General features: G+C 63.6%; 17 protein-coding genes. 4 read left to right on the top strand and 13 right to left on the bottom strand.

The window, feature by feature from the left end:
- Positions 1–142: 142 nt before the first annotated feature.
- The 3 genes from H290_RS0115935 (at position 143) to H290_RS0115925 (ending at position 2,691) form a co-directional block, all read left to right on the top strand.
- On the top strand, positions 143–619 hold the full coding sequence (locus tag H290_RS0115935) for a MaoC family dehydratase (RefSeq protein WP_028463271.1): 477 nt from the start codon (positions 143–145) through the stop codon (positions 617–619).
- Positions 612–2,303, top strand: coding sequence for an alpha/beta hydrolase (locus H290_RS0115930; protein WP_020107816.1), 1,692 nt, complete (start codon positions 612–614; stop codon positions 2,301–2,303). Before H290_RS0115935 ends, H290_RS0115930 begins: the two co-directional genes overlap by 8 nt.
- Positions 2,304–2,373: 70 nt before the next feature.
- Positions 2,374–2,691 (top strand): hypothetical protein, encoded by a 318-nt coding sequence (locus H290_RS0115925; protein WP_020107815.1) that lies wholly within the window; start codon positions 2,374–2,376, stop codon positions 2,689–2,691.
- A 100-nt stretch (positions 2,692–2,791) separates the two neighbouring features.
- Here the strand turns inward: H290_RS0115925 and H290_RS0115920 are convergent, their stop codons facing one another.
- From H290_RS0115920 to H290_RS0115885, 9 genes are all read right to left on the bottom strand, one after another.
- Positions 2,792–3,946, bottom strand: a complete 1,155-nt coding sequence (locus tag H290_RS0115920; RefSeq protein ID WP_028463269.1) for a lysophospholipid acyltransferase family protein — start codon at positions 3,944–3,946, stop codon at positions 2,792–2,794.
- 138 nt (positions 3,947–4,084) lie between these two features.
- A complete protein-coding gene (locus H290_RS0115915; RefSeq protein WP_020107813.1) occupies positions 4,085–5,146 on the bottom strand; it encodes an NAD-dependent epimerase/dehydratase family protein in 1,062 nt (353 codons plus the stop codon).
- A gap of 155 nt (positions 5,147–5,301) precedes the next feature.
- Positions 5,302–5,403 carry a 30S ribosomal protein bS22 gene (locus H290_RS30695; protein WP_003402602.1) on the bottom strand — a complete coding sequence of 34 codons (102 nt, stop codon included), beginning with the start codon at positions 5,401–5,403 and terminating at the stop codon, positions 5,302–5,304.
- Positions 5,404–5,660: 257 nt separating this feature from the next.
- Entirely contained in the window at positions 5,661–5,876 is a 216-nt protein-coding gene (locus H290_RS0115910) for a helix-turn-helix domain-containing protein (protein WP_020107812.1), read from the bottom strand.
- A gap of 246 nt (positions 5,877–6,122) precedes the next feature.
- A complete protein-coding gene (gene proC, locus H290_RS0115905; RefSeq protein WP_020107811.1) occupies positions 6,123–6,959 on the bottom strand; it encodes a pyrroline-5-carboxylate reductase in 837 nt (278 codons plus the stop codon).
- Positions 6,960–6,999: 40 nt separating this feature from the next.
- A complete protein-coding gene (locus tag H290_RS0115900) occupies positions 7,000–7,842 on the bottom strand; it encodes a thioesterase family protein (RefSeq protein ID WP_020107810.1) in 843 nt (280 codons plus the stop codon).
- 25 nt (positions 7,843–7,867) lie between these two features.
- Entirely contained in the window at positions 7,868–8,737 is an 870-nt protein-coding gene (locus H290_RS0115895; RefSeq protein ID WP_020107809.1) for a sugar phosphate isomerase/epimerase, read from the bottom strand.
- A gap of 6 nt (positions 8,738–8,743) precedes the next feature.
- A complete protein-coding gene (locus tag H290_RS0115890) occupies positions 8,744–10,258 on the bottom strand; it encodes a hypothetical protein (protein ID WP_155976870.1) in 1,515 nt (504 codons plus the stop codon).
- Positions 10,259–10,275: 17 nt separating this feature from the next.
- The gene (locus H290_RS0115885) at positions 10,276–11,232 is read right to left on the bottom strand and encodes a Ppx/GppA phosphatase family protein (protein WP_028463267.1); all 957 of its coding nucleotides are present in this window, start codon (positions 11,230–11,232) and stop codon (positions 10,276–10,278) included.
- A gap of 13 nt (positions 11,233–11,245) precedes the next feature.
- On the opposite strand from H290_RS0115885, the gene H290_RS0115880 reads away from it, so the two are divergent.
- Positions 11,246–12,121 carry a hypothetical protein gene (locus H290_RS0115880; RefSeq protein ID WP_020107806.1) on the top strand — a complete coding sequence of 292 codons (876 nt, stop codon included), beginning with the start codon at positions 11,246–11,248 and terminating at the stop codon, positions 12,119–12,121.
- Positions 12,122–12,169: 48 nt separating this feature from the next.
- On the opposite strand, the gene H290_RS0115875 is transcribed toward H290_RS0115880, so the two are convergent.
- The 4 genes from H290_RS0115875 to H290_RS0115860 form a co-directional block, all read right to left on the bottom strand.
- A complete protein-coding gene (locus tag H290_RS0115875; RefSeq protein WP_028463265.1) occupies positions 12,170–12,859 on the bottom strand; it encodes a response regulator transcription factor in 690 nt (229 codons plus the stop codon).
- Positions 12,856–14,172 (bottom strand): sensor histidine kinase, encoded by a 1,317-nt coding sequence (locus H290_RS28735; protein WP_369758826.1) that lies wholly within the window; start codon positions 14,170–14,172, stop codon positions 12,856–12,858. The genes H290_RS0115875 and H290_RS28735 overlap by 4 nt, the downstream gene beginning before the upstream one ends.
- A gap of 151 nt (positions 14,173–14,323) precedes the next feature.
- Positions 14,324–14,623: a GNAT family N-acetyltransferase gene (locus H290_RS0115865; RefSeq protein WP_028463264.1), complete on the bottom strand. Its 300-nt coding sequence runs from the start codon at positions 14,621–14,623 to the stop codon at positions 14,324–14,326.
- Positions 14,624–14,747: 124 nt separating this feature from the next.
- Complete coding sequence (locus tag H290_RS0115860) at positions 14,748–15,494, bottom strand: phosphoglyceromutase (RefSeq protein WP_020107802.1); 747 nt, start codon at positions 15,492–15,494, stop codon at positions 14,748–14,750.
- Positions 15,495–15,546 lie beyond the last annotated feature (52 nt).

The following is a 15,546-nucleotide window of genomic DNA, read 5'->3' as shown; positions in this document are numbered from 1 at the left end:
CCGAGGTACCCCTCGGTAAGGTGAAAAATCAATTCTTGGTGTCTTAGCGTTCGTCCCGGCCACTCGCACAGGAGTCCGCGCACCACGGCCAGGCGGATTCCCCGAACGAAAAATGACCTTTCTGGTCGAGGAAACCGCACTCATGACACAGACCGCCTCCCATATCGTCAGCCTCAAGGATCTCCCCCGGCTTGCCGGCACCGCGCTCGGCACTTCCGAGCCCTTACAGATCACCCAGCACCAAATCGATCAGTTCGCCGATGCGACCAACGATCACCAGTGGATTCACGTAGACCCCGAACGCGCGAAGGAGGGACCGTTCGGGACGACGATCGCCCACGGTTTCCTCACCCTGTCGCTGGCACCGGGCCTGTTCTGGCAGCTCTTGGACGTCACCGGCACCGACCAGGTGATCAACTGCGGCATCGGCGGGGCGCGGTTCACGGCTCCCGTTCCCGTCGGATCCCTGGTACGCCTGTCTGCCGAGATCACCACGGTGGAACCGTGCAAGGGCGGATATCAATTGACCTCGGCCCTGACCTTCATCGTCGACGGGTCCGAACGACCCGCGTGCGTCGCCGACATCATCATTCGCTTCCTGGGGGCCACCGGTGCTTGAGAACGTACAGAAGAAGTTCGCGTCCACGGTCGATCCGATCGGCTGGGGTCCCGCCACCGCATCTGTCGCCGGCCGCGCAGTAAAAAATCCAAAGGCGCTGGCCACGGCATCAACGACCTACGCCGGCCGCCTCGCACGTATTCCCCTTGCTGCAGCGCGTGTGTTCAACGACGACGATCCGAATCCACCGTTGCCGATTGATCTCCGCGACAAGCGGTTCGCCGATCCGGCGTGGCGCGAGAACGCGGCGTTTTTCGCCCTGTGCCAGAGCTACTTCGCCACGCGAGCACTCGTCGACGACCTGACCGCGGCGGGTGCCGGAGACCAGTTGCAAGATGCGAAGACTCGGCAATTCCTCAACTTGCTCATGGACGCCGTGGCGCCCACCAACTTCCCTTTCACCAACCCGGGCGTGATCACCAGAGCCTTCGATACGGGCGGTGCAAGCCTGCTGCGTGGCGCGCGATTTCTCGCGCACGACATCGTCAAACGCAAGGGGCAACCGGTGAAAGTGGATCGGGACGCCTTCACAGTGGGCGTCAATCTGGCTGCCACACCAGGCAAGGTCGTCTTCCGCAACGACCTGATCGAGATCATCCAGTACGAGCCGCAGACCCCGACCGTCCATGCAATCCCGATCCTCGTCTCGCCGCCGTGGATCAACAAGTACTACATTCTCGATCTCGCACCCGACCGCAGCCTGATCGAGTGGGCGGTCAAGCACAGTCGCACGGTATTCGTCATCTCGTATCGCAATCCCGACGAATCCATGAAGGACGTCACCATGGATGACTACTTCGTCGAGGGCTTCGGTACCGCCATGGACGTCGTCGAAGAGATCACCGGGTCGCCCAAGATCGAGGTGCTCTCGATCTGCCTCGGCGGCGCGATCGCGGCGATGTCGGCGGCACGGTTGGCGGCCACACAAGACGAACGCGTCAGCGCGCTGACGATGCTCAACACGCTGCTCGACTACAGCGAGGTCGGCGAGTTGGGGTTGCTGGTCGACCCCGACACCCTCGACCGCGTCGAGATCCGCATGCAGAAGCATGGGTTCCTGTCCGGGGCCGAGATGGCAGACACATTCGATGTGATCCGGGCCAAGGACCTCATCTTCAACTACTGGGTGTCGCGCTGGATGAAGGGCGAGAAGCCCGACACCTTCGACATCCTCGCCTGGAACGAGGACAACACCAGGATGCCCGCGAAGATGCATTCGCAATACCTGCGCTCGCTCTACGGCCGCGACGAACTCGCTCGCGGAGAGTACGTCCTGGCCGGTCAGCAACTCGATCTCGGCGCCATCACCTGCGACACCTACATCGTCGGCGCCGTGAACGACCACATCGTGCCGTGGGCGGCCTCGTACAAGAGCGTGCACCTGCTCGGCGGCGACGTCCGCTTCGTCCTCTCGAACGGCGGACACATCGCGGGTGCGGTCAACCCGCCCAATCCCAGGAGTTACTTCCATTCCGTCGGCGCACCCCAGTCGCGGAAGAGTCCGACCCTGCCGTCTGATCCAGAAGTGTGGCGCGCGAAGGCGGAGAAGCAGTCGGGTTCGTGGTGGGAAGACTGGGCGGCCTGGTCGAACGCGCGTGCCGGCGACCTGATCGCACCACCGGCAGTCGGCAGCAACAAGCACGCCGTCGTCTGCGACGCTCCGGGGACCTACGTCCTGCAGTAGCCTGTTAGCAATGATCGTGCTAACTTGCTAACAGACACATGAGGTGTGCAATTCACTCGAAGGAGCCAAAATGACAACAGCAAAAACCGCCACCGACGCCGCGACCGATGCGGCAACCGCCGCTACCGCAAGTCTGAGCAACGCATTCGACGGCACCAGCGAGCGGATCCAGTCCCTCAACGAGAAGCTGGTCGGCGCCGTGAAGCAGACCGGAAACCTCTCGCTCGACACATACGAGCAGACTTTGAGCAGTGTCGCGGACTTCGAAGAGAAGGTCGGCGCCGCCACCAAGCTCGAGTGGGTCGGAACCTTGACCAAGGCTCACGCATCTTTCGTCACCGGGCTCAGCAGCGCGTGGACGTCGGCAGCGCGCGACGTTCTGAAGTAGATCTGACCGACGGGTGCCCGCACCCCGATGATGTGCCCTTTTGGCGAACAAAACCCCAGGTGGGATGCGCCAAAAGGGCACATTATTGGGTTAGGGGAGTTCAGCCGAAGTAGATGCTGCCGCGGCGGCTGAGCATCTTGAAGAGGGTCTGCTGGATCTCTTCACGGACGTGATCGGTGAGGTCGAAGACGACCATCGGATCGTCCGCGGCCTGCTCGTCGTAGTGACCGGTCTCGATCGGTGTCCCGAAGTGGATCTTCCACTTCGACGGCAGCGGCACCAGTCCCAACGGGCCGAGCAGCGGGAACGTCGGGGTGACCGGGAGATACGGCAGACCCAGGAGCCGGGCCAGCGGCTTGAGGTCGCTGAGCATCGGGTAGATCTCCTCGGAGCCGACGATCGACACCGGGATGATCGGGACACCCGCCCGCAGTGCGGTGGTGACGAACCCGCCGCGCCCGAACCGCTGCAGCTTGTAGCGGTCCTTGTAGAGCTTGCCGATGCCCTTGAATCCCTCGGGCCACACCGCGGTGAGTTCGCCGCCGCGCAGCAAACGCTGGGCGTCGGCGGTGCAGGCCAGGGTCGACCCGGTACGGCGGGCGATCTCGCTGATGAACGGGGTGTCGAAGACCAGGTCGGCGGCCAGCACCTTCAGATGCCGCTTGGCCGGGTGATGATCGTGCACGGCGACCGAGGTCATCAGGGCGTCGATGGGGATGGTCCCGGCATGGTTCGCGACCAGCAGTCCCCCACCGTCCATCGGAAGGTTTTCGATGCCGCTGACGTCGACGCGGAACCACTTGTCGAAGAGCACGCGCAAGGCGGGCAGCCAGACCGATTCGGTGAAGTGCGGATCGAACCCGAAGTCGTCCACCTCGTAGTCGCCGGTGACGCGCTGCCGGACATATCCGGCCGCACCGGTGATCGTGTCGGCCACCGCGCCGCGCACGCCGTCGAAGCTCAGCAGCGACGACGACTGGTCCTGGTCGTCGAACTCCCCCGCCGCCAGCTTCGCACCGACATCGGCGCTGATCGGCGTGACCGGCGCCTGATGGAAGTCGTCAGTATTGGGATGCCCGTTGACGGAGTGGCCGTTGGTCTTCGAATTCTGTTGCGCCGGTTTGGGTTTGATCCCGCTCGCAGTCGCCTGCGATGGATGTCGGCGGCGCTCGCGACCATTAGGCCCCGGTGAACTCGAATACAGCTGGATCACCTTTGCCGTCCGCGCATCAGACGTTCGGTCCCGACCCGACAACAGCACACACCTCCCTCAAGCTAAGGATTCCCACCCCTGGATGTCGCATTCAATACACAACATCTTTGATTGTCCCCGCCTCGACCTGTTATGCGCCAGTCGACGGGAAAGTTCGGTGATACCAAATCCGGAGCGAACTCATGTCAACTGGAGTGCGGCCTTCCGAACCCGCCGTTCCAAGCGGTACCAGGCGTCCGGCGAGATCACCGGTTCCAGCGGTTTTCGCGACAGAAAATCATCAAACGTCTCGATGCTTGTGTACGCCGGGACGAACCCGAGTTCGGTCCGCATCCGCGTCGTGTCGAGAACCCGGCCGAAGGTCACATAGTCGGCCTGATCGAACTGCATCGACGACACCCGCAACCCCCGGTACACACCCGCCACGGTGCCGAGCATCGCGGCCGGTACCGGGAGTCCGATCCGGCCGGCCCGACGCACCGCCTGGGTGAGGGTCAGCACCCCATCCGCGGCGACGTTGAAGATCCCGGGACGAGCGGCGAGTGTGGCGTGCTCGAGAGCGGACAACGCGTCCTCCTCGTGCAGGAACTGCAACCGCGGCTCATGCCCGATCACCACCGGGATCACCGCCGACGAGAAGTACTTGCTCATCCGGGTCGAGATCTTCGGACCGAGCACCGCCGACAACCGCAGAATGGTGACGGTCATGTCGGGGCGGCGACGGCCCAGCCCGCGGACGTACGCTTCGACGTCGATGAGGTCGCGGTCGTACCCCTTGGTGGGTTCCACGCGCGCGGATGTCTCTTCCGAGAAATGCGCCGGGTCCGCGGAACTGGCCCCGTAGACGATCCCGGACGACCGGACGATGAACCTCTTGACCGTGGGGCTGCGCTGCGCGGCCGCGCACAGCTGCATCGAGCCGATGACGTTGAACTCCTTGATCGCGGCCGAATGCCCGACGGTGTCCATCACAGAGGTCGCGGCGTGCACGATCGTGTCGACCCCGGCCTGATCGATGATCTTGGCGATGCTCGACCGGCGGATATCGGTGCGAATGAACTCGGCCCGGCCGAATCGCCGCTGCATGTCCTTGGACGGAACGAGGGAATCGACCGCGATAACTCGGTCGATGGCCGGGTTCTGGGCCAGGCGGGTGATGAGATAGCCACCCAGAAACGTCGATGCCCCGGTCACCAGCACCACCTTCGGTGCCGACTCCACCCCGCCTTCACGCTCCACCATGCGCCCAGCGTACGGAAGTTGCTTCCGGACCGGACAGGGTACAAAGCCTTAACATCTCGATAATCTGAACCAAAAGTTCAGATTGTCACTGTCACGACCTCAGAAATGACAAAACCCGCCGACAATGCGGCGGGTTTTGTAAAGAGCGAGAAAACTCACTTACCAAGTTTCCTGCGCTGCACTCGCGTGCGACGCAGCAACTTGCGGTGCTTCTTCTTCGACATACGCTTGCGGCGCTTCTTGATTACTGAACCCATCTGGGAACTTCCTCACGATCTGACCTGATGGTCCTACAGGTTTTGGCCGTCCACACAGGCTGGCTCACTTACTTTCGTGCGCCAGAACACCGGCGAACGGGTCGCCTGCAAACCTTACCGCCAGAGCGACCGGTGACGAAATCCACCCGGATCCTTCGATCCGCGAACCAGTGGTTGGTGCGCATGTTGGCAGGTCAGCACTCTACGGACCGCAGATGTTCTCCGCGACCGTACCTGGCGATTACTGCGGCCGGGGCCTAACCGGCGTCGAAGTACGACGTCTCGAGATAGTCGTGAACCGCTTTTGCGTGCACGCGGAATGAGCGACCCACACGAACTGCAGGCAACTCACCGTTGTGCACCAAGCGGTACACCGTCATCTTGGAGACCCGCATCAATGTTGCGACCTCGGCGACGGTGAGGAACTGGGTTCCACCACCGGCGTTGTCACCTGGCTTGTTTGCAGATGCCATGAAAATTTCATACCTCCGGTGCACGCGTCGCGGCCGCAGGCTTCCCCTCCTGCGGACTCCAGACACGCACGTGCTTCACGCAGCTTAGCGTGGCGGGTGGGGTTAATGCGACGTGAGTGGGCAATTGTTTCCAATCGATGGCCCGAAAATGGCCATTCTCCCAACAAAAAACGGGCGGTGACCGTCCAAAGCATTCGCTTCGGTTGCGGCCGCCGCCCGCGTGTCGGGTCTGTGCGGGGCTCCGGATCAGTCGGATTCGATCGCCGAGAGCACGGCTTTGCCTATTTCTTCGCTCTTGGCCGAGCTGGCGAGGACGGCCTCGGAGACCGCATGCCGGAATCCGTACCGCTCGAACTCGCGCAGTGCGGCTGCCGTCGTGCCGGCCGGCGAGGTGACCGCGGCCCGCAGATCCACCGGCGAAACCCCGGAATCGGTGAGCAGCACACCGGCGCCGCGGATCGTCTGGGCGGCGAGTTCGCTTGCCATCGCCCGGGTCAGCCCAAGGCTGACACCGGCATCTGCCATCGCCTCGGCCATCAGGAACAAGTAGGCAGGACCGGACCCGGACAGCGCGGTGATGGCGTCCATCTGCTTTTCCGGAACGACCACGACCTTGCCGACGGTCTCGAGCAGCGACACCACGGTCGCCACATGCTCGTCGGTGGCATAACGTCCGCCGGACACACCGCACATCGCCTCGCCGACGAGCATCGGGGTGTTGGGCATCACCCTCACAACCGGGGTGCCGGCGGGCAGCGCGTTCTCGTACTTCGCGGTCGGCAGCCCGCTGACGAGGGTGACGGTCAGGCGCTCCTGATCGCCCTGGTCCTCGACCTCGGCGATCACCGACAGCACGTCGTCGACGTCACCCGGCTTGATGGCCAGGATCACGATCGCGGCACTTTCCACGGCGTCAGCGATGTCTGTGACGCGGACCCCGTAGTCGTCGGAGAGTTCTTTGGCCCGGGCGGCGAATTTCTCGGCCACGACGAGGTCCTTGATCGGCTTGCCGGTCCGGATCAGACCGGCCAACAGGGATTCCCCGATGTTGCCGCCGCCGACGATTGCGATTCGCTGGGTCATGGAAGTCACTTTCTCACGCTGAGATCGATGGAGGGGTGCGTCAGCTGGCGTCGGGGATCAGCGCCAGCTGACGGGACTGCACAACAACATTGCCGGTCGAGTCGACGACGACATGGTCTTCTTCGAACCAGCCGTGGCCGACCTCGGTGCTCGAGGATTCGATCCGCAGCCAGCCCGGAGCCGGATTGCGGCGCAGGTAGGTGGTCAACTGCATGGTCGGCGCCCAGCCGAACAGTCCCAGATTCATCACGACCGGAGCGCTGATGTCACCGGCGAGTATCGCGAAGAGGCCGTCGGGTGTGGTGGTCTTCGGGCGCACCCACATCCGGAAGACCGGGTCACCTTTCTGACCGCGGGCGAACGCTATGGACTTCTCCTCGATGGCGATGTCGAGGATGGCGCCGAGGTGCATGATGTCGCCCATCGGGCTGTTCTCGATGTAGACCACGTCGCCGCTGGGTTCGGCCGGCAGCTCGGTCAGCGACGAGGGCGCCGAATAGTGGCTCTCGATGTCGGGGGTGCCGATGGTGATCGTCGAATGGACCAGATTGCGCCCGTTCTGATGGACCTCGACGTCCACGAGCGAGACCCGGCGTCCACGCTTGCGGACCCAGACCTGCAGGGTGATCTCGGCGGGGTCCGGTGCACCCAGGAAATTCGTGGCGACGGCAATCGGCGCGAGCCCCTCGGCGGCAGGCTTGTCAGCTGGTGCGGTCGCGAGGAACCCGGCCAGCGCCGCGTTGGCGGTGAGCATCTGCAGGGTGCCGCCATGAACCTTGGGACCGATGGTGAAGACGGGGTCGATCTGGGCGGTGTACTCGATCCGGTCCGATTCCCCGGTTCCGACCTGCTGCAGGGTGTTGACAACGTCAAGGCTGGGCACAGACAACGTACAAATACTCCTGTGGTTACGCTCGCTCTAGGTTTTCTCTTGCGAAATCCAGTGAGCGGGAAAGGATTTCGCGGCGCTCAGATTTGGTGTTCACCGCACTGCTGCTGACTTCCAAAATGACCGAACCGGAGAAATCGGTGTCGGCCAGTCGCCTACAGACTTCCACACAGGGTTGAGAACCTTCACCGGGGACCAAGTGTTCGTCAACTGCGGCGCCCGATCCATCCGCCAGATGAAGGTGGCGCAGACCCGACCCCATCCGATCCAGCATGCCCATCGCGTCGACTCCCGCGGTCGACGTATGGGACAGATCAAGGGTGTAGTGCGCAAAACCGTCGTCGGTCGGATCGATCGAGGTCGCAAAGGCCGACACCGCTGTGCCCGGGCCCCCACCGCGACGCAGCATCCGGCCCGCCGCCTCGTCGTACTTGCCGAAGAACCGATCGGTACGAATCGGGAACATGTTCTCGACCGCGATGTCGACGTCTGAGTCGTCCTCCAGGATTTCCACCAGATCCCGAAAACCGTTCGCGTACTTTCGCTGCCACCGAAACGGGGGATGCACCACCACGGTCTTGGCACCGAGATCCTCGGCGGCGGCCACCGAACGAGCCAGCTTCGCTGCCGGATCTCGACCCCAAACCCGTTGCGAGATCAGCAAACACGGCGCATGCACAGACAGGACCGGCAGGTGGTAGCGCTCCGACAGACGCGCGACACGGGTGATGTCCTGGCTGACGGTGTCTGCCCACACCATCAATTCGATGCCGTCGTACCCCAATTCGAGGGCGTACTGGAACGCCGCCTCTGTGTTCTGTGGATAAACCGAGGCCGTCGAGAGCCCGATCGCTATCTCACCCGGTGGAAGTTCCGGACCCGTCGACACCTCGGGTCAGTCCCCGGCAATCAGAAGTAGGACCAGCGGACCGATCGTCACCAGCAATCCCACGCCCAGCGCCAACAACGTGCTGATCAGGTCATTGCTGCGACGTACGACGTGGACCAGCGTCACCAGACCGAAGATCACCGCCACCGAGAGAACCAGCGCAAACAGGACATTCCAGCGCCACAACTCGGTGAAACCCCAGAACAGGGCCACGCCGACGGCCAGCCCGGCGAGCACCTGACCGATGAGCAGCAGCCATTGCACCGTCGGGGACTGCTCCCCCTCGGTGCCCGTGTCGCGCCCCGAATCCGAGGAGCCGGCGACCGGTTTGGAGAGCGAGATCGGGGCATCGCCGGTGTTCTTGTCGAGGTCGACCACCGGCGCATCCGGTGCGTCGGTGTCGCGAACCCTTCCGAGCTGCGACGTCGGGGACTCGTCCGCGACCTCAACCGACTTTGCGGTTTCGGTGTCGGCGTCGTCGTCCAGATCGAACCGGAGGTACCGGTCGGTCGCCGCGGCCACTACGCCGGCCTGCTCCCGCGGGGCCGGCACCGGCGGGGGTGCCGGTGTGGTTTTCGGCTCGGATGCGGGTTCCGGTTCCGCCGGTGCCGAGATTTCGGGCGCCCGAGCATCGTCGGCAACCTTCGGGATGAACTGTGTCGCAGTGTGATCCGAGTTTTCGCCGGGATCACCACCGGCATCCGGCGTCGACGCTTCTTCTGTTTTGCGACCGAATCCGAACAGACCGCGCTTCTTCTTCTTCTTGGTGCCCGTCGCGGCATCGCCCTCGGTCTCGACGTCTTCGAAGTTTCGGTAGCGCTCGAAATCTCGTTCCCGCTCGGCGGCACTGAGGACCCGATGATCGTCGTCACCGGCGGAGTCCACCTGCGAGTAGGCCTGCATCGACGGGATGACCCCGGTCGTCTCCTCGTCCGGGTCGGCCGGCGCATCGGCGGAATCGGATGGCGGTTCGGCCGCCGCCGGCTTCGCCCCGAAGGGAGCCGGCCTATCGGGCGCACCTGGTGTCGGCTTGACTGCGGGCTCGGCTTCCGCTGTCGTGCGCTTCGACACCGACGCGCTGCTGAAGTCCCGGGTCGGTGGCGGTGTCGTCGAGGGCGGTGTCGTCGGGGCCGCCTTCACCTCGGCCTCTGCGGGCTTGTCCTTCGACTGCTGCGCTTCGTCAGCCTTCTGGTCAGCCTTCGGCTCGGATGCTTCGTCAGCCTTCGGCTCATGTGCTTCGTCAGCCTTCGGCTGGGGCGCGTCGTCAGCCTTCGGCTGGGGCGCGTCGTCAGCCTTCGGCTCGGATGTCTCGTCAGCCTTCGGCTGGGCGGTCACCCGCGGCATCTCACCGGTCAGCTCCGCAACCGACACCCCGTCCTTGCCACCGCGACGGCGACGTCCGGTCGCCGCAGGCGAACTGCCGACCGCCCCGGCCACATCGTCGGCTCCCTGCTCCTTCGCACGAGCCAACAACTCGGCAACCGAGATGGGACGCGATTCGGGATCCATTCCTCTGGCCATGAGTTACTTCACCATCCTTAGCGTTGACCTGCCGGCAATTCGGCATCACTGGACTCGAGATCCAGTCTGCGCAGGATCACACCTTCACGCAGGGCCCAGGGGCATATCTCCAAGGTATCGACGCCCAGAGCGCGCATGGTGGACTCGGCCACGAGTGCGCCGGCCACCAGCTGTCCAGCCCGGTCCACACTCACTCCCTCCAGCTCGGCCCTGTCCGATGCGGTCATCCGTGAGATGAACGCGATCAACTGTCGTAAACCGTTACTGGTCAGTGTCCTCTTGACACGGGGTCCTGCGCTGGAAGGCGCCGCTCCGGTGAGTCGCGCCAGCGAACGGAAGGTCTTCGAGGTGCCCACGGCCATGTCCGGTCGTCCCGGTGAGAGGAGCTGTTTGGATGGGACCACCAGTTCCGCGTCGAGCCAATCCCGCAGCACAGCAACCCGCCGGCGACCGGGCGGTTCCTCCGACAACCACTCCCGGGTGAGCCGGCCTGCGCCCAGCGGCAGCGACAACGCCGCATCAGGTTCCTCATCCACGCCATTGGAGAGCTCCAGGGAGCCACCACCGATGTCGAGGGCGAGGATCCGGCCCGCACCCCAGCCGTACCAGCGACGGACCGCCAGCGACGTCAGACGGGCTTCGTCGACACCGGAGAGCACCGTGACACGAACACCTGTCTCGGACTCCACCCGATCGAGCACCTCGTCAGAATTGGTCGCGTCCCGCACCGCTGAGGTGGCAAACGCCATGACCTGTTTGCAGCCCGAGGTGTAGGCGATCTTGGTGAACTCGTCGACCGCCTCGACCAGCGTGTCGGCGCCGTACGGCGTCAACTTGCCGTCGCCATCGATCTGCTCGGCAAGTCGCAAGGTCGACTTGGTCGAACTCATCGGGGTCGGGTGACCGCCACGATGAGCATCGACCACCAATAGGTGGACTGTGTTGCTGCCGACATCTAGCACTCCTAAACGCACGCTCTACAACCTAATGCGTCTACCGTTGGCGTTTGTGCACGCAGCCTCCAAAATCGCGCCGAAACCTGAAGTTCCTCTCGACTTCCCACGTGAGTGGTACGAGTTCGTCGACCCAACGAACCCAGAGCACCTCATCAATGCCGACCTGACGTGGCTGTTGTCGCACTGGACCTGCGTCTTCGGCACCCCCGCCTGCCAGGGCATCATCGAGGGCCGCGAGGACGACGGGTGCTGCAGCCACGGCGCCTATCTCTCCGACGACGAGGACCGCGAGATCCTGGCCAAGGGCATGGCCATGCTCACGCCGGACGACTGGCAGTTCTATGAAAAGGGTTCGGGCAGAAACCCTTTGGGCAAACGCGGTTATCTCGAAGAAGACGACCTCGACGGTGAGCCCGCGCTCAAGACACGCAAGTACAAGGGTGCCTGCATCTTCCTCAACCGTCCCGATTTTGCGGGCGGTCAGGGTTGCGCGCTGCACTCGATGGCACTGCGCAAGGGCATCGAGCCGCTCGAGGTGAAGCCGGAGGTGTGCTGGCAGCTACCGGTGCGGCGGGAACAGCAGTGGGTCGAGCGTCCGGACGGTGAACAGATCCTGAAGACCACGATCACCGAGTTCGATCGGCGCGGCTGGGGTTCGGGCGGCGCCGACCTCAAGTGGTACTGCTCGGGATCACCTGATGCGCACATCGGCGCAAAGCAGGTGTGGGAGTCATATCGACCCGAGCTGATCGCACTGATCGGTGAGCCCGCGTACGACGAACTGGCCAAGATCTGTAAGCGACGTGGCGCGCTCGGACTCATCGCGGTGCATCCGGCCACTGCTGCCGCCACCAAACGCACCGAAGGCGACATCAAGTACGCGCAGCATCCCGAAGAGCACGCCTGAACGATCTGCTGTGCGCGGCTCCGGACTTCGGAGCCGCGCCGGGTGCGATCAGGGCTCGAACTTGTAGCCCAGGCCGCGGACCGTGACGAGATGCTTCGGATTGCCCGGGTCTGATTCGATCTTCGACCGCAACCGCTTGACGTGGACATCGAGGGTCTTGGTGTCGCCGACGTAATCGGCGCCCCAGACCCGGTCGATCAGCTGGCCCCGGGTCAGGACCCGCCCGGAGTTGCGCAGCAGATACTCCAGGAGATCGAACTCCTTGAGCGGCAACGTGATCGGATCACCGCTCGCGGTCACCGTGTGGCGCTCGACATCCATCGAGACCGGTCCGGCCTCGATCAATCCGCTGTCGTATATGTCGGTGTCGCCCTCGACCGCACCGCGCCGGAGCACGGCACGGATCCGGGCGATCAGTTCACGCGCCGAATACGGCTTGGTGACGTAGTCGTCGGCGCCGAGTTCGAGACCGACCACCTTGTCGATCTCACCGTCGCGGGCGGTCACCATGATCACCGGCACAGACGAACGCGCGCGAATCGACTTGCACACCTCGATACCCGAGAGGCCCGGGAGCATCACGTCGAGCAGCACGATGTCGGGTCCGACGCGCTCGAACTCCGGTAGCGCGCTGGCCCCGTCGGTGACGATCGTGGTGTCGAACCCTTCCTTTCGGAGCAAGAATGCAAGCGGGTCCGCCAAGGACATCTCATCCTCGACGATCAGCACATGTGTCAACGGCTCAGTTCTCTCTCTTCAAAGACCGCGACGGCGGTCGGTTCGGCCTTGGTGGCTGTGGAAACGGCATGGCGGCCCGCCGGCGGCGTTTCGCCGGCCAGCGGAATGGTGAGAGTGAAGGTGGAGCCGGTACCCGGCGCACTCCACAGATTGATGGAGCCACCGTGGTTGGAGGCGACGTGTTTGACGATCGCGAGTCCGAGCCCGGTACCACCGGTTGTGCGGGATCGAGCCTTGTCGACGCGGAAGAATCGCTCGAAGACCCGCTTCTGGTGCTCCGGCGCGATTCCGATGCCACGATCGGTCACCGCGATCGCCACCATCTTCTGATCACCGACGTCCGTCGTCCGACGGCTCACCGACACCGCGGTACCGCTGGGTGAATACGCAATGGCATTGGCGACCAAGTTGTTCAATGCGGTCAGCAGCAACGTGTGGTCGCCGAGGACATGGAGCCCGGAATTGTCATCGGCAGTCAAGTTGATCCCGGCGGCCTCGGCGTTTATGTGCGCCCGGTCGATGACCTCATCGATCAGCGGATCGACCTCGACGTCCTCGAAATCCGGCAGGCGTTCGGCACCCTGCAAACGTGACAGTGCGATCAGTTCGGAGACCATGGCGCCCATCCGCTGGGACTCGATGCGGACGCGCTCTCCGAAATGCTCGACGGAGTAGGGATCGTCCGACGATTCCATCAGTGCTTCGGCCAGCAATCCGATCGCGGCGACCGGAGTCTTGAGTTCGTGGGACACGTTCGCCACGAAGTCGCGCCGGGTTTCCTCGACGCGGGCGTTTTCGGTGTCGTCCTGGCCGTAGACCACCGCGTAGCGTTCGATGCCGTCGGTGACCAGACCAGTGCGGCAGGACACGGCAAGGACTTTACGTCCGGGGCTGATTCCGGTGGACACGAAGGCACCGGCACTCTGCGTCGGGACGAACCTGAATCGTTCGACGCCGCCGGTCTCCAAGGTGGACTGAGCATGTTCCCAGACGTCGTCGTCGAGCAGATGATCGCGGACCATTCCGAGATAGACCGCGCGCTCGTTGTAGAACACGACGTCGCGCACCACGTCGACCACTGCCAGTCCTGTTTCACCGCCCTCGACGATGAGGTCGAGCAGGGTCGCGCGGGTCATGGGGAGACGGTCGGTGTTCGACAGCAGCACCAACGATTCCGGTGGTGACTGCGAATGCACGACCGTCGCCGACGGCAGGACACGCACACCTGATCGGTGAGCGCGGAGGAACCATCCGGCCAGCCCGCCGATGAGAAGCGCGAGCAAAGCCACCCCTGCGACAACGATTACGGTCACAGGGAAATCTTACGGGCAGCGCAGTACTCCACCTCTGCAGGATGCGCGGCATCTACCCCGGATAACAAGCCGGTACGCGAGTGTTCGGGCGCTGTTCACCGGAACTTCGTGCGAGCCCCTCACCCGCGGAGCTCGTTTCAGGTCGGAACAGTCAACGGGTGACTTCTGTGGCCATCGCCGCGTATTCGGGGTGCTGTTCGATGTAATAGCCGACATAGGAGCAGAGTGGAACCACGTCTTTTCCGGTCTTTGCTATGTCGTCCAGAACGTACTTGACCAGGTGCGCAGCGTATCCGTGGCCGCTGTATTGGTCGTGCACCACGGTATGGGTCAACACAACCTGTTCGGTTTCGTTGACGTAGTCGAGATAGCCGACGTATAGCTCGTCGACGTAGATTTCGTAACGCTCCTGAGGCACCGAATGCGACACTCTGATTTTGGGCGTACGCATTTCTGCCCCCATCTTTGATGTGTTTTTGCCCACCATGGAACCAGAGTAGACCGCGCATCGTCGGATCCGTCCGAGTTGCGACAACCGCATGAAATTCAATGCGGTCATCGCCTCCCGGCATCGGCTATTTGTTGCCCTGCGCCGCAACCGCTGCCGCACCGGCAGCGGCGGCTTCGGGATCGAGGTAGGTTCCACCCGGATTGAGCGGCTTGAGGTTCTCGTCGAGGTCATACCGCAGCGGGTTGCCGGTGGGGATGTTGAGTCCGGCGATGTCCTCGTCCGAGATGCCGTCGAGGTACTTGACCAGGGCCCGCAGCGAGTTGCCGTGTGCGGCCACGAGCACCGTCTTTCCGGCTCGCAGGTCTGCGGCAATGGTCTCCTCGAAGTACGGGATCAGCCGCACCACAACATCTTTGAGGCATTCGGTCAGCGGGACCTCCGGAAGTTCTGCGTACCGGACATCCGCGTCCTGGCTGTACTCGCTGTCCTTTTCGATGGCCGGCGGCGGGGTGTCGTAGCTCCGGCGCCACAGCATGAACTGGTCGTTGCCGAACTTCTCTTTGGTCTCGGCCTTGTTGAGACCCTGCAGCGCGCCGTAGTGCCGCTCGTTGAGGCGCCAGTCCCGGACCACCGGGATCCAGTGGCGGTCGGCCGCATCGAGTGCGATCTGAGCCGTGGAGATCGCGCGCCGCAGCAGCGAGGTATACAGCACGTCGGGCAGTAGATCGTGCTCGACGAGCAGCTCTCCGCCGCGGACGGCCTCGGCCTCGCCCTTCTCGGTCAAGGCCACATCGACCCAACCGGTGAACTGGTTGGAGGCGTTCCAGGTGCTCTCGCCGTGGCGCATCAGGATCAGGGTTCCGTTGCTCATGAGGCAATAGTTTTCCACAGCTCCGGTGGTCACACAGTCATCACCTTGCGGC

It is taken from the genome of Nocardia sp. 348MFTsu5.1 (assembly GCF_000383535.1).
Classification (GTDB): domain Bacteria; phylum Actinomycetota; class Actinomycetes; order Mycobacteriales; family Mycobacteriaceae; genus Williamsia; species Williamsia faeni.
The sequence above is the reverse complement of the archived record's forward strand: the minus strand, read 5'-3'. Positions and strand labels throughout refer to the sequence as shown.